At 71.8% G+C, this 16,285-nt stretch carries 8 protein-coding genes; all 8 read right to left on the bottom strand.

All coding sequences use genetic code 11. The annotated features are described in order from the left end of the window. A partial coding sequence (locus tag ACTHJJ_RS17910; RefSeq protein ID WP_440304304.1) for an FHA domain-containing protein occupies nt 1-1,505 on the bottom strand: 1,505 nt, incomplete at its 3' end. Further along, on the bottom strand, nt 1,502-4,156 hold the full coding sequence (locus tag ACTHJJ_RS17905) for a transglutaminase domain-containing protein (RefSeq protein WP_440304303.1): 2,655 nt from the start codon (nt 4,154-4,156) through the stop codon (nt 1,502-1,504). The genes ACTHJJ_RS17910 and ACTHJJ_RS17905, both read right to left, overlap by 4 nt. After that, entirely contained in the window at nt 4,153-5,511 is a 1,359-nt protein-coding gene (locus ACTHJJ_RS17900; RefSeq protein WP_440304302.1) for a DUF58 domain-containing protein, read from the bottom strand. Before ACTHJJ_RS17900 ends, ACTHJJ_RS17905 begins: the two co-directional genes overlap by 4 nt. After that, nucleotides 5,508-6,491 carry an AAA family ATPase gene (locus ACTHJJ_RS17895; RefSeq protein WP_440304301.1) on the bottom strand — a complete coding sequence of 328 codons (984 nt, stop codon included), beginning with the start codon at nt 6,489-6,491 and terminating at the stop codon, nt 5,508-5,510. The genes ACTHJJ_RS17900 and ACTHJJ_RS17895 overlap by 4 nt, the downstream gene beginning before the upstream one ends. Nucleotides 6,492-6,579: 88 nt before the next feature. Then, nucleotides 6,580-12,921 (bottom strand): Ig-like domain-containing protein, encoded by a 6,342-nt coding sequence (locus ACTHJJ_RS17890; protein WP_440304300.1) that lies wholly within the window; start codon nt 12,919-12,921, stop codon nt 6,580-6,582. Beyond that, nucleotides 12,918-13,655, bottom strand: coding sequence for a hypothetical protein (locus tag ACTHJJ_RS17885; protein WP_440304305.1), 738 nt, complete (start codon nt 13,653-13,655; stop codon nt 12,918-12,920). The genes ACTHJJ_RS17890 and ACTHJJ_RS17885 overlap by 4 nt, the downstream gene beginning before the upstream one ends. Nucleotides 13,656-13,775: 120 nt before the next feature. Next, the gene (locus ACTHJJ_RS17880; RefSeq protein ID WP_440304299.1) at nt 13,776-15,503 is read right to left on the bottom strand and encodes a serine/threonine-protein kinase; all 1,728 of its coding nucleotides are present in this window, start codon (nt 15,501-15,503) and stop codon (nt 13,776-13,778) included. Next, nucleotides 15,500-16,285 (bottom strand): FHA domain-containing protein (locus ACTHJJ_RS17875; protein ID WP_440304298.1); only part of this gene is annotated, 786 nt, incomplete at its 5' end. The genes ACTHJJ_RS17875 and ACTHJJ_RS17880, both read right to left, overlap by 4 nt.

Here is a 16,285-nt window from a genome sequence, read left to right as displayed (position 1 = left end):
GAGGCGGCCGACGCAGGGCCGACCCCGCTCCCGGTGCCGGCGATGAGGTCGTCGAGCGCATCAGCGAGTGCGAAGCAGGAGGGCTGCGAGGCCGCGAGGTGGGCGACTCCGACGGGGCTGTGCGGCGAGGTCGTATGCGGTAGCCACTTGAGGAAGTCCCACTCGCGGGACGTCGCACCCGAGGCGAACGCGGTGACCACGAGGTCGGCGGGCGAGTGGAGCGCAACCGCCTGTGTGACCACGGACCGGGCGGCACCGAGGGCGTTGCTGCGTGGTCCGCACACGCCGATCGCCCCGGTCTCGAGGGGCGAGGCGACGACCGGAACGTCCGTCACGACCTCGAGCCCGCTCAGCTCCTCGGACACCTCCAGCCATGCCTCGGCCTTCGACCGGCCAACGGAGGGCATCTTGATCGTCGAGCGTGACGCCCGGGTGCCGGTGCCGAGTCGCAGCTCGCCGTAGCCGTCGCCGTCTCGGCGGCGGGTCCACAGCAGCGCACTGCGGTCGCGGATCGCCGTGAGGCACCCTGCCGAGCCGGGGTGCTCGGCGCGCCGGGTCTCCGCCTCGAGCCGGAGCCGAGACTGGATCCGGTCGGACAGGAGCGCGAGGTCATCGCGGAAGGCGGCCATGGCCTCGGCGTAGTCCTTGCGTTGCTGCCGTCGGGCCTCGTAGTACGTGCCAGCCATCATCAGCGGCATCATCAGCATGAACACGATCGAGTACGGGCTCTGTGTCATCGCGAAGATGACGACACCCATGAGCAGCGGCACGACCATCGCGACGATCGGCATCGGGTTCGACCGGCCGCGGTCTGGCAGCTCCGGGACGTGGAACTCTTCGCCGACGTAGCGCGGCGCGACTCGCGGCGACCGGGAGAACGCCACGGTCCCGCTGTCACCGGACAGCACGCCGCTGCCGGGCCGCGTCCCGGCGTCGGCACCGTGCAGGAACACCTCGAGCTCCGTGTCGCCCAGCTGGACGACGTCGCCGGGCCGCAGCTGGGTCCGCGAAACCGGTTGTCCCGCAGCGGTGATGCCGTTCGCCGAGCCGAGGTCGACGACCTCGATGACCTCCTGCACGACGAGCTTCGCGTGCCGGCGCGACACTGACTCGTCAGTCAGGCGGATCTCGCAGCCGCGGCCGCGGCCGATGTAAGCGGTGCCCCGCGCCAGCTGGAACTCCCGCCCGGCGTCGGGGCCGCTGCGGATCCGGGCCACAGCGGCTGGCCGGCCCCGGTCGACGAAACCCTCACCTGCCCGAGTCACGGTGACGCGGTCCCCCGACGTCAGCCCGCTCTCGGCGACGGTCGCGCGCGGGTCGAGCCCACGCATGTCCTGGTCAACGAGTGCGAGCGTCATCGGCTGGTCGCTCCCGAGCACCGTCGAGCGATACGGATCGGCCTTTGCGAGGTGGCCGGCGAGGTCACCGACCGTCGTGGCCGAGTCTGTGGTCGCGACGAGGTCGGTCTCCCGGTCGCCCGTGCGGAGGACGAACTTCAGCTTCACGTGTCGCCTCTTCTCGATTCCTTGGTATGACGCCGTGCTCGCTTCCGCTCACTCGGGGCGGACCGGCTGCCCGTTGCGATGGGGCCCTTCGACGGCTGGCGGCCCTTCGACGGTCGATGGCCGCTCGACGGTCGGTGGCGAGCGGAACGCGACGTCGCCCTCGGGACCGGAATGAGCGGCATACCCTCACCTGACGGGCGGAACGTCTTGAGCGAGAAGTCGGCCCGGAGGCGCTGCCACCAGCTCCCCTGTGACCGCAGGCGTTTGCGCGCCGTGTCGACGTCCGCCCAGAAGGCGGCAACCTCCTCGTGGGTCGGCTCGGTCACGTCGAAGACAAGGGCGTTGGCCGACTCGGCGAGGGAGACGAGGGCGAGGGCGCGGCGGCGCTCGAGGACCGGGTCCGGTGTGTCCTCGACCACCATTGCCGGCGCCCCCATCACCGCGCCGTCGACAACCGGGCTCGGGCGCTCGGCCGCCGGACCCGTCACATGGGCCTCCAGCGCGTGCGCCTGCTCGAGGCGGGTCGCCATGGCCGGCAACGGCATTCGCAGGTCACGCGCGGTGTCGACGATCTCTCGCCAGCCGCCGGTGACCCGGGTCGAGGTCGCCCCCGCCGTGCGGCGGCGCCGACGACGGACCGCCTTCGCGAGCCGCATCACCCCATAGACCAACAGCACGAACAGGACCGGGCCGCCGAGGACGAAGAGGAGCCAGCGCAGCCAGTCGGGCCAGTTGTCGGGGTTGAGCGGGTTGTCGTCGTTCTTCTGCGGCCGGTGCAGCTGGGTCGCGTTCTGCGCCTGGTCGGGACCCTGCAGGACGCTCGGCGGGTTCTGCACGGCGGGCGGCGGCACCTGGACGCCGGTCTTCTTCTCGTCCGACTTGCGGATCACCTGGTCCGGCTGCTTGTTGTAGTCCGGCAGGAACTCCTTGGGCAGGACCGTCTGCCAGGCGCCGGTCGTGGTGCGCACCTCGACCCAGGCGTGCACGTCCTTGCCCTTGACGGCGCCGCCGGCCCCCGGGATCGCCCCGAGCACGACCCGGGTCGGGATGCCGAGCCGGTTCGCCGCGAGCGCGAGGGCCGCGGCGTACTGCTCGTCGTTGCCGGCGAGCTGGCTCGACTTGAAGAACATCGCCATCCGCGCCAGAGAGTGGCCCGGGAGGAAGACGTTCTGGTAGGTCCCGGGCGCCCCCCCGTCTGTGTATGCGCCGTCGCGCATGGCCTTCGTCATCGCGACGACCTGTGCCCACGGGTCGTCCGCCGAGCGGGTCCACTGCTCCACGCGGTCCTCGAGGAAGGTGAGCGGCTGGGTGTCCACGAGCGAGCCGGAGTCGAGGTCGACCTGCTTCGGCAGGCTGCCGGTCCCCGACGGCATTCGCGCCGTGATCGTGAAGCGGTCGCCCGCGGCGAGCTTCACCGGCAGGACGCCGGTGTTCGTGTCGATGTTGAACCGCAGCTCCCGGCGCAGCGTCTCCGCACGACCACCGCTGAAGTCGACGCCGGTGACGTCACCGACCGTCGGGAGCCACACGTCGTCATAGCCGCCGGCTGGCACCGTGATGGTCGCCTGCACCACCTCGCCGACGGCGTCCGGCGAGGCGATATGGCTGCCGACCTTCCGGAAGCCGGAGCCCTGGTCGCCGTCGCCTTCGTTGGCGAGGCTGCCGGCGCCCCAGACCATTCCGTCATACGAGTCGAGGGTCGCGAAGCGGATGGGCGCGCCGTCGGGCAGGCCCTGGACGGTGAGCAGCGTCTGGTCCCACCGCCCGGCCGGGTTCGGCTTCGTGTACTGGCGGAAGCCGGCCACCGGGCTCGGGTAGCGGGACACGTCGAACGGCGGGACGAGGCCGGTCCGCAGCACGGTCCGGTCGGAGTCGTCTGCTCCGGGCAGGTGGGGCCCGAGGAGGAAACCACCGGCCGTCGCGACACCGAGCAGGACGGCTGTCGTCACGCTTCGGGTGGTGCGGCCGGCACCGTTCTGCAGGGCCGGGCGGTTGCGGTTGCTCCGCAGCGCGGCCCAGCCGATCGCGGCGAGGGAGAAGACCGCGCCCTGCAGCGCATAGGACGCCGGGGTGAGGGTGCCGAGGGTGATCGAGGCGACGAGGAGCGCGAGCGGCGCCACGAGCGCCAGGAGCGCGCCCGACCAGCGCCGCGACACGCCATACGTGAGGGTGGCGCCGACGAGCCCGAAGAGGAAGGGCAGCGCGAGGTACGGGCCCTCCGAGTCGACCGGCGGCAGGGCGGTGAGCAGCTCCTTCCAGCCCGGCACGGCGCTGTGCACAAGCGTCCGGAAGCTCGTCATGGAGGGGAGCACGCCGCCGATGAGGTCCTCGCGCACGGCGATCGGGCCGGCCAGCAGCAGGTAGGCCGCTGCGCTGGCGACCCCCGTGGCGAGCCCCGGCCAGCGGAACGTCGCGCCGACGTGGGCGGTGAGCAGGCCGATGACCAGGCCCGCGAGGCCGACCCAGAGCCAGGCCAGGCCGAAGAAGGTCGTCCGGAAGCCGATGAGCGCAAGGCCGACGAGGACGACGGTGAAGCCGGCGTCGACGAGCTGCGGGACACCGGGACGGAGCCGCGCGACGCCGCCACGGAACCGCTCGCCGAGCGACGGCCCGGCCTCGCGCAGGGTCGGCGGCGCGGGGATGCTGCTCATCTCGCCACTCCTGCCACGAGGAGGAGGCGCAGCTCCTCGAGCCGCGCGAGGGTGAGGATGACGAGGCCACCGCCGTGCCGGATGCCGTGGGTCGCATCCGGGTCGACGACGACGATCACCTTGCTCACCTCCGGCGGGAACTGCCCGGCTGCCCGCTGCAGCTCGACGAACGGCCGGTGCGGGCCGGTCACGATGAAGCAGGTGCTGGTGTCGGGGGCGGCCTCCGCCGCCGCGAGCGCGGAGGCGAGCAGGTCGACCGGGCCGGGCACGACGCGCGACATCGCGTCGAGGCCGACCTGCGGCAGGGTCCGCGCCGCGGAATGGTCGCCGCAGACGATCGTCACGTCCTGCTCGTCGAGGGCGACGCGCACCATGATCGAGCTGCCGACGGAGATCGCCGTCTCGACGTCCGCGTCGACGGCACTCGGCGCATTGGCCGAGTGGATGTCACGCTCCTGCTCCGCGGCGTCGCCGGAGACGCCGGAGCGCCCGTACCCTGACCGGTACTGCTCGGGGTCGGGGTCGACGACGATGCAGACATGCGAGCGCCGGGTGTCGAGGAACTGCCGGACGAGCAGCCTGCCGGCCTTCGCGGAGGACCGCCAGTGGATGTGGCGACGGTCGTCGCCGGGCTGGTACTCGCGCAGCGCGTGGAAGGCGAGGTCGCTCATCGAGACGTCCTCGGTCGTCGACCCCTCGAGGTCGCGGAGCAGGCCGGCGCCCAGCGACTCGAGCGCGACCGTGCGAGGGTGGACGAAGAGCTCCGTCTGCTCGGTCCAGCGCAGCGTGCGGCGCATCAGCCCGAGCGGGTCGCCCTGGACCGTCGTCGCCGGCCCGATCTGGATGACGCCGCGGCGGCTGGTCGGCACGACGAACAGCTCCTCGTGGGCGGTGCCGGCCGTGAGCGGCGGCAGGACGAACCGGGCCGCGGACAACCCGACGGGCAGCTCGACGAGGAGGGGCAGCATCGGCGCGCGGCCCTCGTTGCGCACGATGACCCGGCCGGTGGCCGGCTCTCCGACGATGACGCGCCGCGGGTCGACCTCGGCGTCTACCGTGACGCGGGTCCGGCCGAGGGCGAGGACGAGGCAGACGGCGACGAGGACGAGCGCGGCCGCGGCGACCATGAGCAGCTCGGTCCAGCCCCAGCGCGCGCCGATGAGCCAGCACGCGACCCCGAGCGCCAGGATCGCCCAGCCGAGCGGCGAGACCCAGCGCAGCACGCCAACGACCGGCCGCCACACCGGGCGCGCCTGCTGCGCCGCCTGGGTCAGCGTCTGCGTCAGCGGCTGGGTGAGCTGCCGGATCCCCCGGCTCGTCGCACCCGCCATCTGGCTCACGGTCCCCTCGCTCACGCCGACGCGCGCTCCGACGGCGGGGTGATCTGGCCGAGGATCTGGTCGATGACCTGGTCGACGGAGGTGCCGGCGAACTGCGCCTCGGCCGAGAGCAGCAGCCGGTGCGACAGGACCGGCTCGGCGAGCACCTTGATGTCGTCGGGGATGACGTAGGTCCGGCCCTGGGAGGCCGCCCAGGTCTTCGCACACCGGACGTAGGCGAGGCAGCCACGCACGGACAGGCCGAGCTTGAGCGACGGGTGCCGCCGGGACTCCTCCGCGATCCGGCTCACGTAGCCGAGGATCGCCGGATCGACGTGGACCTCGTCGGCGAGCCGGGCCATGTCGACGATGACGCTGCTCGCGATGAGCGGCTGCAGCCGCCCCGCCCGGTCACGGGTCTTCGCGTCGGCGAGGACCGCGATCGTCGCCTCGTGGTCGGGGTAGCCGACCGAGGCCTTCATGAGGAAGCGGTCGAGCTGGGCCTCCGGCAGCCGGTAGGTGCCGGCCTGCTCGATCGGGTTCTGCGTCGCGAGAACCATGAACGGCTGCCCGACCGAGTGCGCCGTGCCGTCGATCGTCACGCGCCCCTCCTCCATCACCTCGAGGAGCGCCGACTGGGTCTTGGGCGAGGCCCGGTTGATCTCGTCGGCGAGCACGATTGTGGCGAAGATCGGGCCGGGGTGGAACTCGAACGCCTGCTTGCTCGGCTCGTAGATGGTCACGCCGGTCACGTCGGACGGCAGCAGGTCCGGCGTGAACTGGATCCGGCTGTGCGAGCCCTGCACCGTCGCGGACAGCGCCCGCGCGAGCTGGGTCTTGCCCGTGCCCGGATAGTCCTCGAGCAGCATGTGCCCCTCCGAGAGCAGGCAGGTCAGGGCAAGCCGGGTCACGTGTTCCTTGCCGAGCACGGCCTTCTCGATGTTGCCGACCAGCTGCTGGAAGGTCTGGGCGAACCAGGTCACCTGGTCCTGGGTGATGGGGCTGGCCCCGCTCATGGGTCTCGTCTTCCTGTCGTCTCGTTGCACTGCTGTCGTATGCCGCTGAGCTCGCTCCCGCCGCGGCGCGCGGTTGGCGCGTCGTCCCTCAGCCACCCCACGGGTTCTTCGTGAAGGAGGCGGACCCGTTGCTGCCGTAGCAGGTGACCTTGACCCAGCCCTTTGCGAAGCCGAAGAACTTGCCGGAGGTGTTCGTGCCGTTGCCGGGCTGGATCGAGCCGTTCGTGCCGTCGTCGCGGTTGTACGGCCATGTCCCGTCGCTGCTGTCGAACGTGCAGTAGATCGAGCCGCCGCCTTGGAAGTTGCTGAGGTGGTACTGGATCCATTGACAGTCCCCGCTGCTGCAGCCCGGCCGATAGCCGGTCGAGCCCGAGGGGCGCACCCAGTCGACGGTCGGCTGGGGCGGCGGCGGTGCCGCGTTGGTCGTGCCCGACCTCGGTCCCGCCGTCGGTCCGTCGCCGGACCGGTTCGCGTAGGGCGTGACCTTGATCGTGCGCGTCTGGGAGTAGCCCAAGCCCGTGAAGGTGTAGGACGTCTGGTTCGGTCCGAGGTCGACGTTCACGTCCCCCCGGACCTTGTAGCCCTGGATGGCGTTGCCGTTGTCGGCCGGCTTGCTCCACGAGAAGGTGATCGAGGAGTTGTTGTGCGACTCGCTGATCCCCCCGACGCCCTGGGTCGGGCCGTACGGGTGGAACGACACGGCGTTCGACCAGGGTGAGCAGTTGCCGGCCGTGTTGCAGGCCCGGACCTGCATCGTCTGCTGGCTCGTGCCGAGGTCCGTCGCACGGCCGCCGGACATCCCGGACGTGTAGCTCCACGACCCGCTCCGGCCGCCCGAGGTCTGCCACCGCACCGACGTGTAGCCGGTCGAGCGTGCCGACCCGAGCGAGAAGCTCGCGTTGGCGGCGTGGTCCGATCTCGGCGTCGTCACCGACTTCAGGGTCGGGGTCTCGGGGATGCCGTCGGCCCGGTAGGACGAGTAGTTCGCCTGGGCGGAGGTCGCCGGACCGCCGTTCGTCGCGGTGACGGTGTACTGGACGGTCTGCCCGTTGTAGGGGATGGTGTCGCTCACGACGCGCGACTCCCCGCCGGAGCGGCTGCCGATGTGGACCCAGTGGCCCCCCGAGCCGGTGCGCCGGTAGACGTCGTACTGGGTGATCGGTGGGCCGTTCGGGTCGACGGCCGACCACGACACCGACACCTGCGCGTTCGAGTCTCCGGCGGTCGGCGTCCGGGGCGAGAGCGTCGGCGCGGGCACACTGGCCGGCTTGCCGAATGACTGCGCCTTGACCTCGGGGCCGTAGAGTCCCCAGCCGGCCTTGTTCCGGGCCTGGACCCGGATCCGGTAGGCGTCGTTGTTGACCAGGCCGGTGAGGACGCTCGAGAGGCCGGGCGCCGTGACCTTGCGGAGACCCGTCGCGCCGGCCTGTCCGCCGATGTTGACGTACTGCACCTGGTACTCGATGACGGCACTGCCGTCGTTCTTCGGCTCGGTCCAGCTCACCGTCAGCTTCTGGTCGCCCGCCACGACGTCACTGATCGACACCGCTTGCGGCTTCGTGTCGGGCTCGACGACGTTCGACTCGGCACTCCAGTCCGACCAGTCGACGGCGTTCCGAGAGCGCACGGCGAAGGTGTACTGCTGGCCGTTCGTCAGGCCCTCGATCGTGCACGGGGAGGCGGAGCACGCCCGGGTCGGCCCACCGTTGGCCCGCACCTCGTACTCGAGGATCGGCAGGCCGCCGTCGTAGGCGGGCGGGTGCCAGTCGACCCGGGCACTCCCGCCCTGGATGCGGTCCGCAACGGCAACCGGGGCGTCGGTCGCATCCGGCTTGCTCCGGACCGTCACCGTGATCTGGCCGATCGCGGATGGCCTGCCCGGGGCATCGGTGACGCGGACGTCGATGCGCCCGTCGTTGCGCGCCTGCTCAGACGCCTTGGCGGTGACGTTGCAGCCGCTCGTCGAGACCGACAGGCCGGTGCCGCTCGTGACCTGGGCGGAGACGAGCTCGCAGCGCGGTGCACCGAGGGGGCTGTCGAGGTACTGCCCGAGGTTGACCGTCTCGCTCGTGCCGGCGATGAGCCCCTCGATGTGGGCGGGGCGCAGTGTCGCGATCGGGGGCGCGCTCGTGATCCGGACGCGGATCGGGAAGGACTCCGCGCCACCCTTCGCCTTGACCGTGACGACTCCGGTCGAGCCGGCCTTGGTCGCGGGCTGCGCCTTGAGCACGACCGTGCGGCCGCCAGCACCCTGCAGGGTCAGGTCGACCCGGTCGATGCCCTGCGACCACGACGCCTCGTAGCGGGCGTTGCTGCCGTCCATTCCCTCCGGTAGCCACGCGTGGCAGAGGCGGGGGATGTCGACGCTGCGGGCGGGTCCGTCCGCTACCAGCTGCACCTCATACGCGGGGCAGCGGAGCACGGGGACATCGGGACCGATCTGCACCGGGATCGTGACATAGGCCGTCTGTGCGGTCTTGTCCCCCGGCACCTTCGCGTTGGTCACCTCGAGCATGACGGCTGCCGGCCCGACGTACGAGCCGAGCGAGGTGAGACTCAGCTGGGTCGCGGAGTCGGCGTGCTGCTGGAGGAAGTCCTTCGGCGAGGTCGAGACGGTGTCGGGCGAGGTGAGCGAGACCTTCCCCCCGCGCGGGTCGGCCACGTAGTCGCCGAGGTCGACCTTGACCGTCGAGTCGGCGTTCATCTTGATGACCTTGCCGTCGAGGACGTAGGGCAGGCCGTTGTCGCCGGCGGGCACGTAGATGAGGGCCATCGCCGTCGCACCGTCGGCATCGGCGATGACGTACGGCACCACCCGAGCCTCCGGACGCAGGGTGATGCGCACCTTGTTCTGCTCGATGACGGCGCCGTCGCCGACGACCTTGACGATGCGGAGGCTCGAGTGGTCGCCGTCGAGGTCCCGGTCGTTGGCGAGCGCGTCGACCAGGACGGTGGTCTCGCCCGGCTTCGGCTCGGCTGTGTCGTCGACCGCGATCGGCGGGTTGTTGAAGTTCTTGAGCCCGCGGACGGTGACCGTCGACCGGGAGGGGTCGAAGAGGCCGTCCGTGATGCCGTAGGTCATGACCTTGGCCGGGCCCTCCGGCGGGGCGACGACCTTGAACGTGTCGTCCTTCTGCCTCTTGAAGTCCTTGAGGGTGTCGGGGCCGTTGAGCGCCGCGAAGTCCTCGAACTTCACGACGTCCCCCGCGGAGATGAGGTCGTTGGCGAGAAGGTCGACGTGGACGGTGCGGCCCGGAGCGGCGACGACGTCGTCCTCGACGGCGACCGGAGGCTGGGGGTCGCCGGGCTGGACGACCCCGACCCGGATGAAGCCCTCGCTGGTCGCGCCGAAGCGGTCGCGCAGCTGGTAGTGGATGACCTCCGTGCCGGCGCTGCGCGGGTAGGCCTCGTAGCGGATGGTCGCCGCACCGAAGCCCAGGACCCGGCCGTACTGGAGGTCGACCGCACCACCCTCCTGGCCGACGATCCCGCCGACGAAGGTGAGGTCGCCGTCGGGGTCGACGCCGCTGGTGGGCACGGTGATCGAGATCGTGTCGCCCGCCGTGACACTCGCCGAGAAGCTGCGCGCCGTCGGCGGCCGGTTCGGGTTCTTGACGCTGTCCGGCAGCGGGTTGATCGTCACGGTGACCCGGCCCGTCGCGGCACGGGCGCGCAGGCCCTCGGGATAGACGGAGTACTCGATGACCGCTGTCTGAGGCGAGGTGATCCTGCCCGCCGGCGGGACGTAGCGCACGACGCTGCCCGAGGCGAAGGCCTGGCCGCCGCCCTTGGCGACCTTGACCCCGCTCGGGTCGAGCTTGAGCGGGATCCCCTCGGTCATCGAGTCGTTGTTGAGCACGGGGATCGTCACGGCGTCGCCGACCCGGACGACCGCCTCGTCGTCCACGACCGTGGGCCGCACGCTCTTGTCGAGCGGCGGCCTCTGCACGACGGTGATCTCTCCCACGGCGGACTTCGTGCCGTCGTTGATCGTGTAGTGCAGGATGCCGCGCCGCTCCTTCTGCCCGGCGAGCGGGGTTGTCGCCTCGACCCGGACGTAGCGGCCCTGGAAAACGGAGGCGCGCAGCCAGGCCCCGTCGGTCTCGACCTTCTGCACGACGATGACGTCGCTGCGCGGGCTGTAGTCGTTGGAAAGCACGTCGACGAGGACCGGCAGCTGGCCCCGCAGCACCGCACTGTCCGGCGTCGCGACGGGGGGCAGGTCGGCACCCGGGTCGGCGTACATGTCCACCCGCACGCGACCGACGGCGACGCCGGAACCCGACTGGGCGGCATACGTCAAGGTCGACGTGCCGGCCGTCCGGCCGGTCACCGTGAGCACACCCGTGTCGGTATTCGTGTCGATGACGAGCGAGCCGGGGCCCTTGACATCGGTTGCGAGCCGCAGCCGGGCCTCGGGGTCCGTCGGGTCGGCGCCCGGAATGTCGTTGCCGAGCGGCTGCAGCTGGACGGGTTTGCCGACGACGCCGCGGATGACGTCGGGCTGGGTCCGCGGCGGGACCGGCTTGTCGTCGTCGCCGAGGACCGTGATGGTCGTCGTGCCCTTGGTGGAACCGCCGTGGCTGTCGTCGACGACGTAGCCGACCTGCTGCTCGCCGGCCCGGTCCGGGGCGCGGACCGTCATGGTCCCGGCCGAGTCGACGCCGACGGACTGGTCGTCGGGCTGGATCTGGAGCGGGTCGTTCTCGCCGTCGCGCCAGTCGGCGAGAACGCCGACCTTGACCTGGCCGTTGCGGACGACGGGGTACTTCGTCCTCGCCAGCTGGGCGCTGCCCTCGCGCAGCCGCGGCGGAGTGTTGACCTCGGGTCCGACGACCTCGACGGTGACCCGGGCCGTGGCGCGGCCGCTCTTGGCGCCGGTGCCGTTGTTGACGGTGTAGTCGAACCAGAAGTGGTTGCTGGCCGGCTCCTCAGGGACGGTGACCTGGATCGTCTGGCCGTCTGCAGAGGGGGCGGCGGTGATGCCCTCGACGTTGGGCCGGGTCACGTCCCCCGGGGCGATCGAGAGGATCGAGCCCGAGCTGTCGGAGTCGTTGTCGAGGACGTGCAGGGTCGAGGTGCGGCCCGGGCGGACCCGCATGGTGTCGGGCTTGGCCTGCGGCGGGGTCTTGCTGACCTCGTCATCGATGAGGTTCTGGTCCTTGCGCCTGTTCTTGTTGTCCGTCTGAGGAGGCGGGATGACGGAGTTCCAGTTGTCGATCTTGACGTGCTCGTCCTCGACGTCCCAGACGTCGCCGGTGTCGAGGTCGTTGAGCACGATGAGGCCGCGGTTGACCCGGAGCCGCACGCCCTCGACGCGGGGGGCACCGACCCTGCTCGGCCCGAGGTCGACCGTGTCGGCCTGGCCCTGCCCCGTGCAGTTGCGGCCGTAGAAGACCTTGCTGCTCGTGGCCCAGGCTCCGTGGATGCAGGCGCCGAGGCGGACCGGGGCGGTGAGCAGGACGTCGTCACCGGGTCGGGCCTCGACGACCTTGACGCCGGCCGCCTCACCCGTCGCGTCGGGGGCGATCGGCACGCTCGTGAGCCCGGCCGCGTCCTCGATGAGGACGTATGGCGCGTCGGGTCCCGGCTGCTGGAGGGCGGCGTAGGCCGGTGAGCCCGGGTCGCCGCCGCGGCCGACGGAGACCTGCACCGGCCCCTCGAGCCGGTCGGACCAGAGGCGGCCGGTCATCGAGTCGAAGACGACCCAGTGGCTGCCGACCGCGGTGACCTGGGCGGACTTCGACGAGAACCCGAGGGTGGAGACGACGGGCTTGGCGAACCCGGTGCCGGCGGGGTGCAGGACGGCCAGGACGCCCTTCTCGCCGGAGAGCGCATAGACCGTGCCGCCTTGGCCGACCGCCACGGCCGCGTTGCCGCCGACCGTGACGAGGGGCTTGGCCTGGCTCTGCAGTTGGTCGAGGCCGGAGATCCCGGCCCGCTCGACGACCCGCTGCGCGCGGACCTGGCCCTTGTCCGGGTCGACCATCGCGATGGTGCCGCCTCGGAGGTCGACGGGAGGCGCGGTGTAGACCCGGTTGCCGGTGGCGGGGATGGCCCTCGGCAGGACGATCGACTGCGACTCGGCGAGCGTGGCCTCGGCCGGGTTGATCGGGGTGATCTGGTTGCTCGCCCTCGAGTAGCCGACGACGGCCGCGCCGTCCTGGAAGATGTCGAGGCCGGACCCGGGCGAGCCGTCGGAGAGGACGCCGGCGTCGAGCTGACGCGCGGCCTGGTTGATCCGGCCGAAGCGGGCCTGCGAGCTGTTCGAGACCCAGATGCCCCCGTCGTTGAGGTCGGCCTTGCGCACCACCTCACCCTCCGAGCGCGTCGCGAACCAGACGAGCAGGCCTGCCACGAGGGCGAGGACGAGGGTACTGGCGATCCCGATCCGGCTGCTCCTGGCGGCGCGGGTGAAGGTCGGGCTCACCGTGCCACCTCGGCCGCGGGGCTCCCCGAGCTCGAGCTCTCACTGCTCGCAGGTGCATCGAGCAGGGCGAGATCCTCCTCGACGACGAGCTTCGTCGAGAGGGCGTGCTCGACGAGGCGGGCCTTGCGGTTCGTCGCGAGCTTGCCGACGCCCCCGTGCAGGCCCCGGGTGCCGTTGTCGGCGAGCTTCTGGCAGACGTTGTCGAGCTTGCGGTTGAACCGCGTGAGTGTCCAGCCGAGGCGCTCGGCCGCCGCCGCCGAGGACGGGATCTGGCTCGTGCCCGCCTCCCGCCGCAGCAGGAAGGGCTCGCAGAGGGCGACGACGAGGAGCTTCTGGTCGGGGGTGAGGTTGACCCGCCCGACGGTTGCGGCGCCCGTGTCGTCCGGCAGCGCCTCGCGCGTGGCCTCCGAGGTGACGCTGGCGAAGGCCGGGCTCGCGACGTGGATCTCGAAGTCGTAGGTGGTCGGGCCGGCCGTGAACCACACCACGAGGCGAGGCATCGCCAGGGGGACCCGGGCGCCGGGGTTGAGCCAGGCCTGGAAGAGGCCCTGGTCGTCGGCGACCGTCGCCGTCAGGGTGGAGCCGGTGTTCGAGAGCCACCAGAAGCCGTTCTCGTACGAGACGACGAGGAAGGTCCGGTGCAGATAGGGGTTGTCGTCGATCTCGACGTCGCCCGAGCGGCCGATGGTGAGCCCGTGCTGCGGCGAGACGGCATACTCCTCGCCGCAGAACATCACGGTCACCTTGCTGTGGATCACGGTCAGGTCCCCTATCACCTGGCGTCAACGAAACTGGCCGCCTACGCCCACGAGCAGTGGGCGTGCGGCATTACGGGCTGTTTGTGTGGATTGTCATCACTGCGAAGTCTCGCACCGCGGCTCTGATGCTGGCGACCCCTGTCCGTTGCGGTTGACCTTGACGACGGCGCACAGCTTCGTGCCGGGGTTGGCCTTGATCGTGTGCCTCGTGGTCTTGACGATGATGGGCTCGGCCTGCTGGGCCTCGCTCGAGGTCGCGCCGACGTAGAGCCGGAAGGTGTCGGTCGGGCGCGGTGAGGCATAGGACCAGCTGAAGGTGACCGACCCCTTCGCGGAGTCCGCCTCGAGTGTGGGCTTGTCGAAGACCCCGTCGCCGATCGCGCTGTCGCCCCCGGGCATCGAGACCGTGCCGACGGGGTCGGGCTGGCTCTCGGGCGGTCCGGAGTCGCCCTGCGGCCGCATGACGAGGAAGGCGACGAGACCGAGGAGGACGACCACTCCGGCCGCGAGCCCCCAGACGAGGACGGGGGCGGTGAGCCGCCGACGCGGGCCGCTCGCACGCCCCGGTCCCGGCTCGGCCACGGACGTGTCGTCCGCAGCAGCAGCCGCGGTCACCGCCCGGCGGACCGTCGTCTCCTCCGCCGCTTCCAGGCGGGAAGTGTGGCCGGCGACGACCGGATCCGTCGCGACCTCGGAGCGCAGCGGCACCCCGGCGACGGGGACACCACGACCGATGCCGGCCCGAGCAGCGGGCGGGGCGGGGGACGTGGGAGCCGGCGGAGGCGCCACACGGACGCCTGGCGCGTCACCACGACGGCGCGTGGCCTCCTCTGGCGACGGTTGGGCGATGACGGTCTGCGGCGCCTTGATGCGGGTCCGGTCCTCGTCGTCGGCGACCGCGCCGCCCGGGCCGGAGGGCTGGCTCACGAGGGTGGTGTGGCCCTGCTCGTCGAGGACGACGATCGGGGTGCGGGCGAGGCGCTGCTGCTGCTCGACGGCCTGCAGGGCGCGCGCGAGCTCGAGCGCCGAGGCGGGGCGATGGGCCGGGTCCTTGGCCATGGCCTGGGCGAGGAGCCGCTCCAGGCCGGCCGGGACGTCCTGCCGCCCCGTGGTCGGCACCGGCGTGCTGCGGATGCGGGGCATGAGGGCGTAGGCGCCGTTGTCGCCGCCGGGCACCTCGAACGGCGAGCGCCCGACGAGCAGCTGCCACAGGGTCGCCGCCAGGGAGTAGACGTCTGCGCGCTCGTCGCCGTTGCTCTGTCCGTAGAGCACCTCGGGCGGGGCCCATGGCACGGAGACCCCGACGTCGTCGGTGTTCTCCGGCTCGAACTCACCGGCGCGCCGGCCGCGGCCCGCGATGCCGAAGTCGGTGAGGCCGGGGGCGCCATACGTGCTGATGAGGACGTTGGCAGGCTTGATGTCCCGATGGGTGATGTGCGCGCGGTGCGCCGTCTCGACGGCACTGGCGAGCTGGATGCCCATGCGCAGCACCTCCTCGACGGAGAAGCGCTGCTGCCGGGCCCGCGCGGCGAGGTTCGGCGGCGGGTAGTACTTCATGACGAGGTACGGGCGGGCGTCGTCGGAGGTGCCGGAGCGGAAGACCTGCACGATGTAGGGGTGGTCGCCGAGCTGGGCCATCGTGTCGGCCTCGTCGGCGAACTGGTGCCGCAGGGCGTCCGTGAGGCCCTCGGACTTGAGGACCTTGACCGCGACCGGCATCCGCGGGCTCTGCTGCTCGTAGAGGAAGACGTCCGCGTAACCGCCCGAGCCGAGCGGCTGGACGAAGACGAGTCCGGGGATCTTCGGGGGCGCGCCCTTCCTCACGAGCCGACCTCGAAGATGAAGGACACCTCGTCCGCCATCGAGACGACCGAGCCGGGCTCGAGGGACTGCTGGTCGTTGGCCCGCAGGCGTACCGCGGTCTCGCCGGGCAGGGCGACGGTCGTCCCGTTCGTCGTGCCGAGGTCGCGGATGAGCACGTGCCAGCCCTCGACGAGCACCTCGACATGGTTGCGCGAGACATCGCGCTCCGGGCTCGGCACCTTGACGACGTGCGGCTGCTCCTCAGCCGAGAGGCCGTCTACGGGCTTCGGCGCGCGCCCGAACAGGACGTTGCGGTCCAGGGTGACGATGTCGCCGGTCGACAGGCGCAGGATGCCGAGTGCCGGCCGGGGCATCTCGAAAGGCTCCTGTGGCGGGATCGGTTCGCCGCAGACCCGGCAGTGGTTGGCGTGCGGCGGGCTCGAGTGGCCGGCGGCGCAGAGGACCGCCATGACCCGTGGGCCGGGACCGCCGTCGAGCGCCGCGTTGCGGGCGGCGAGCAGGGCACTGCGGTCGACGGTCAGCTCCGCGTCGTCGGGCTCGGCCGCGATCGTGTGGCTCGCCGGGTCGGCCGGCGGCCGGGGCATGGGTGCCGGTGGCTGGGGGCTGGGTGCCGCGGCTGTTGGAAGGAGGGTCGGCGCGGGGGGTGGGCTGTGACGTCCCGTGAAGGCTGGAGCCGGCTCGGCGCCCGATCCGGGGTTGGCGGGCTGGGTGGCCCATGGTACCGACGAGATGAGCCCGCCCGGTTCGGGCGCTGCCGCCGCTGGTGGCGCGCTCGGGGTGGC

This window comes from Intrasporangium sp. (assembly GCF_051961875.1).
Lineage (GTDB): Bacteria > Actinomycetota > Actinomycetes > Actinomycetales > Dermatophilaceae > Intrasporangium_A.
The sequence above is the reverse complement of the archived record's forward strand: the minus strand, read 5'-3'. Positions and strand labels throughout refer to the sequence as shown.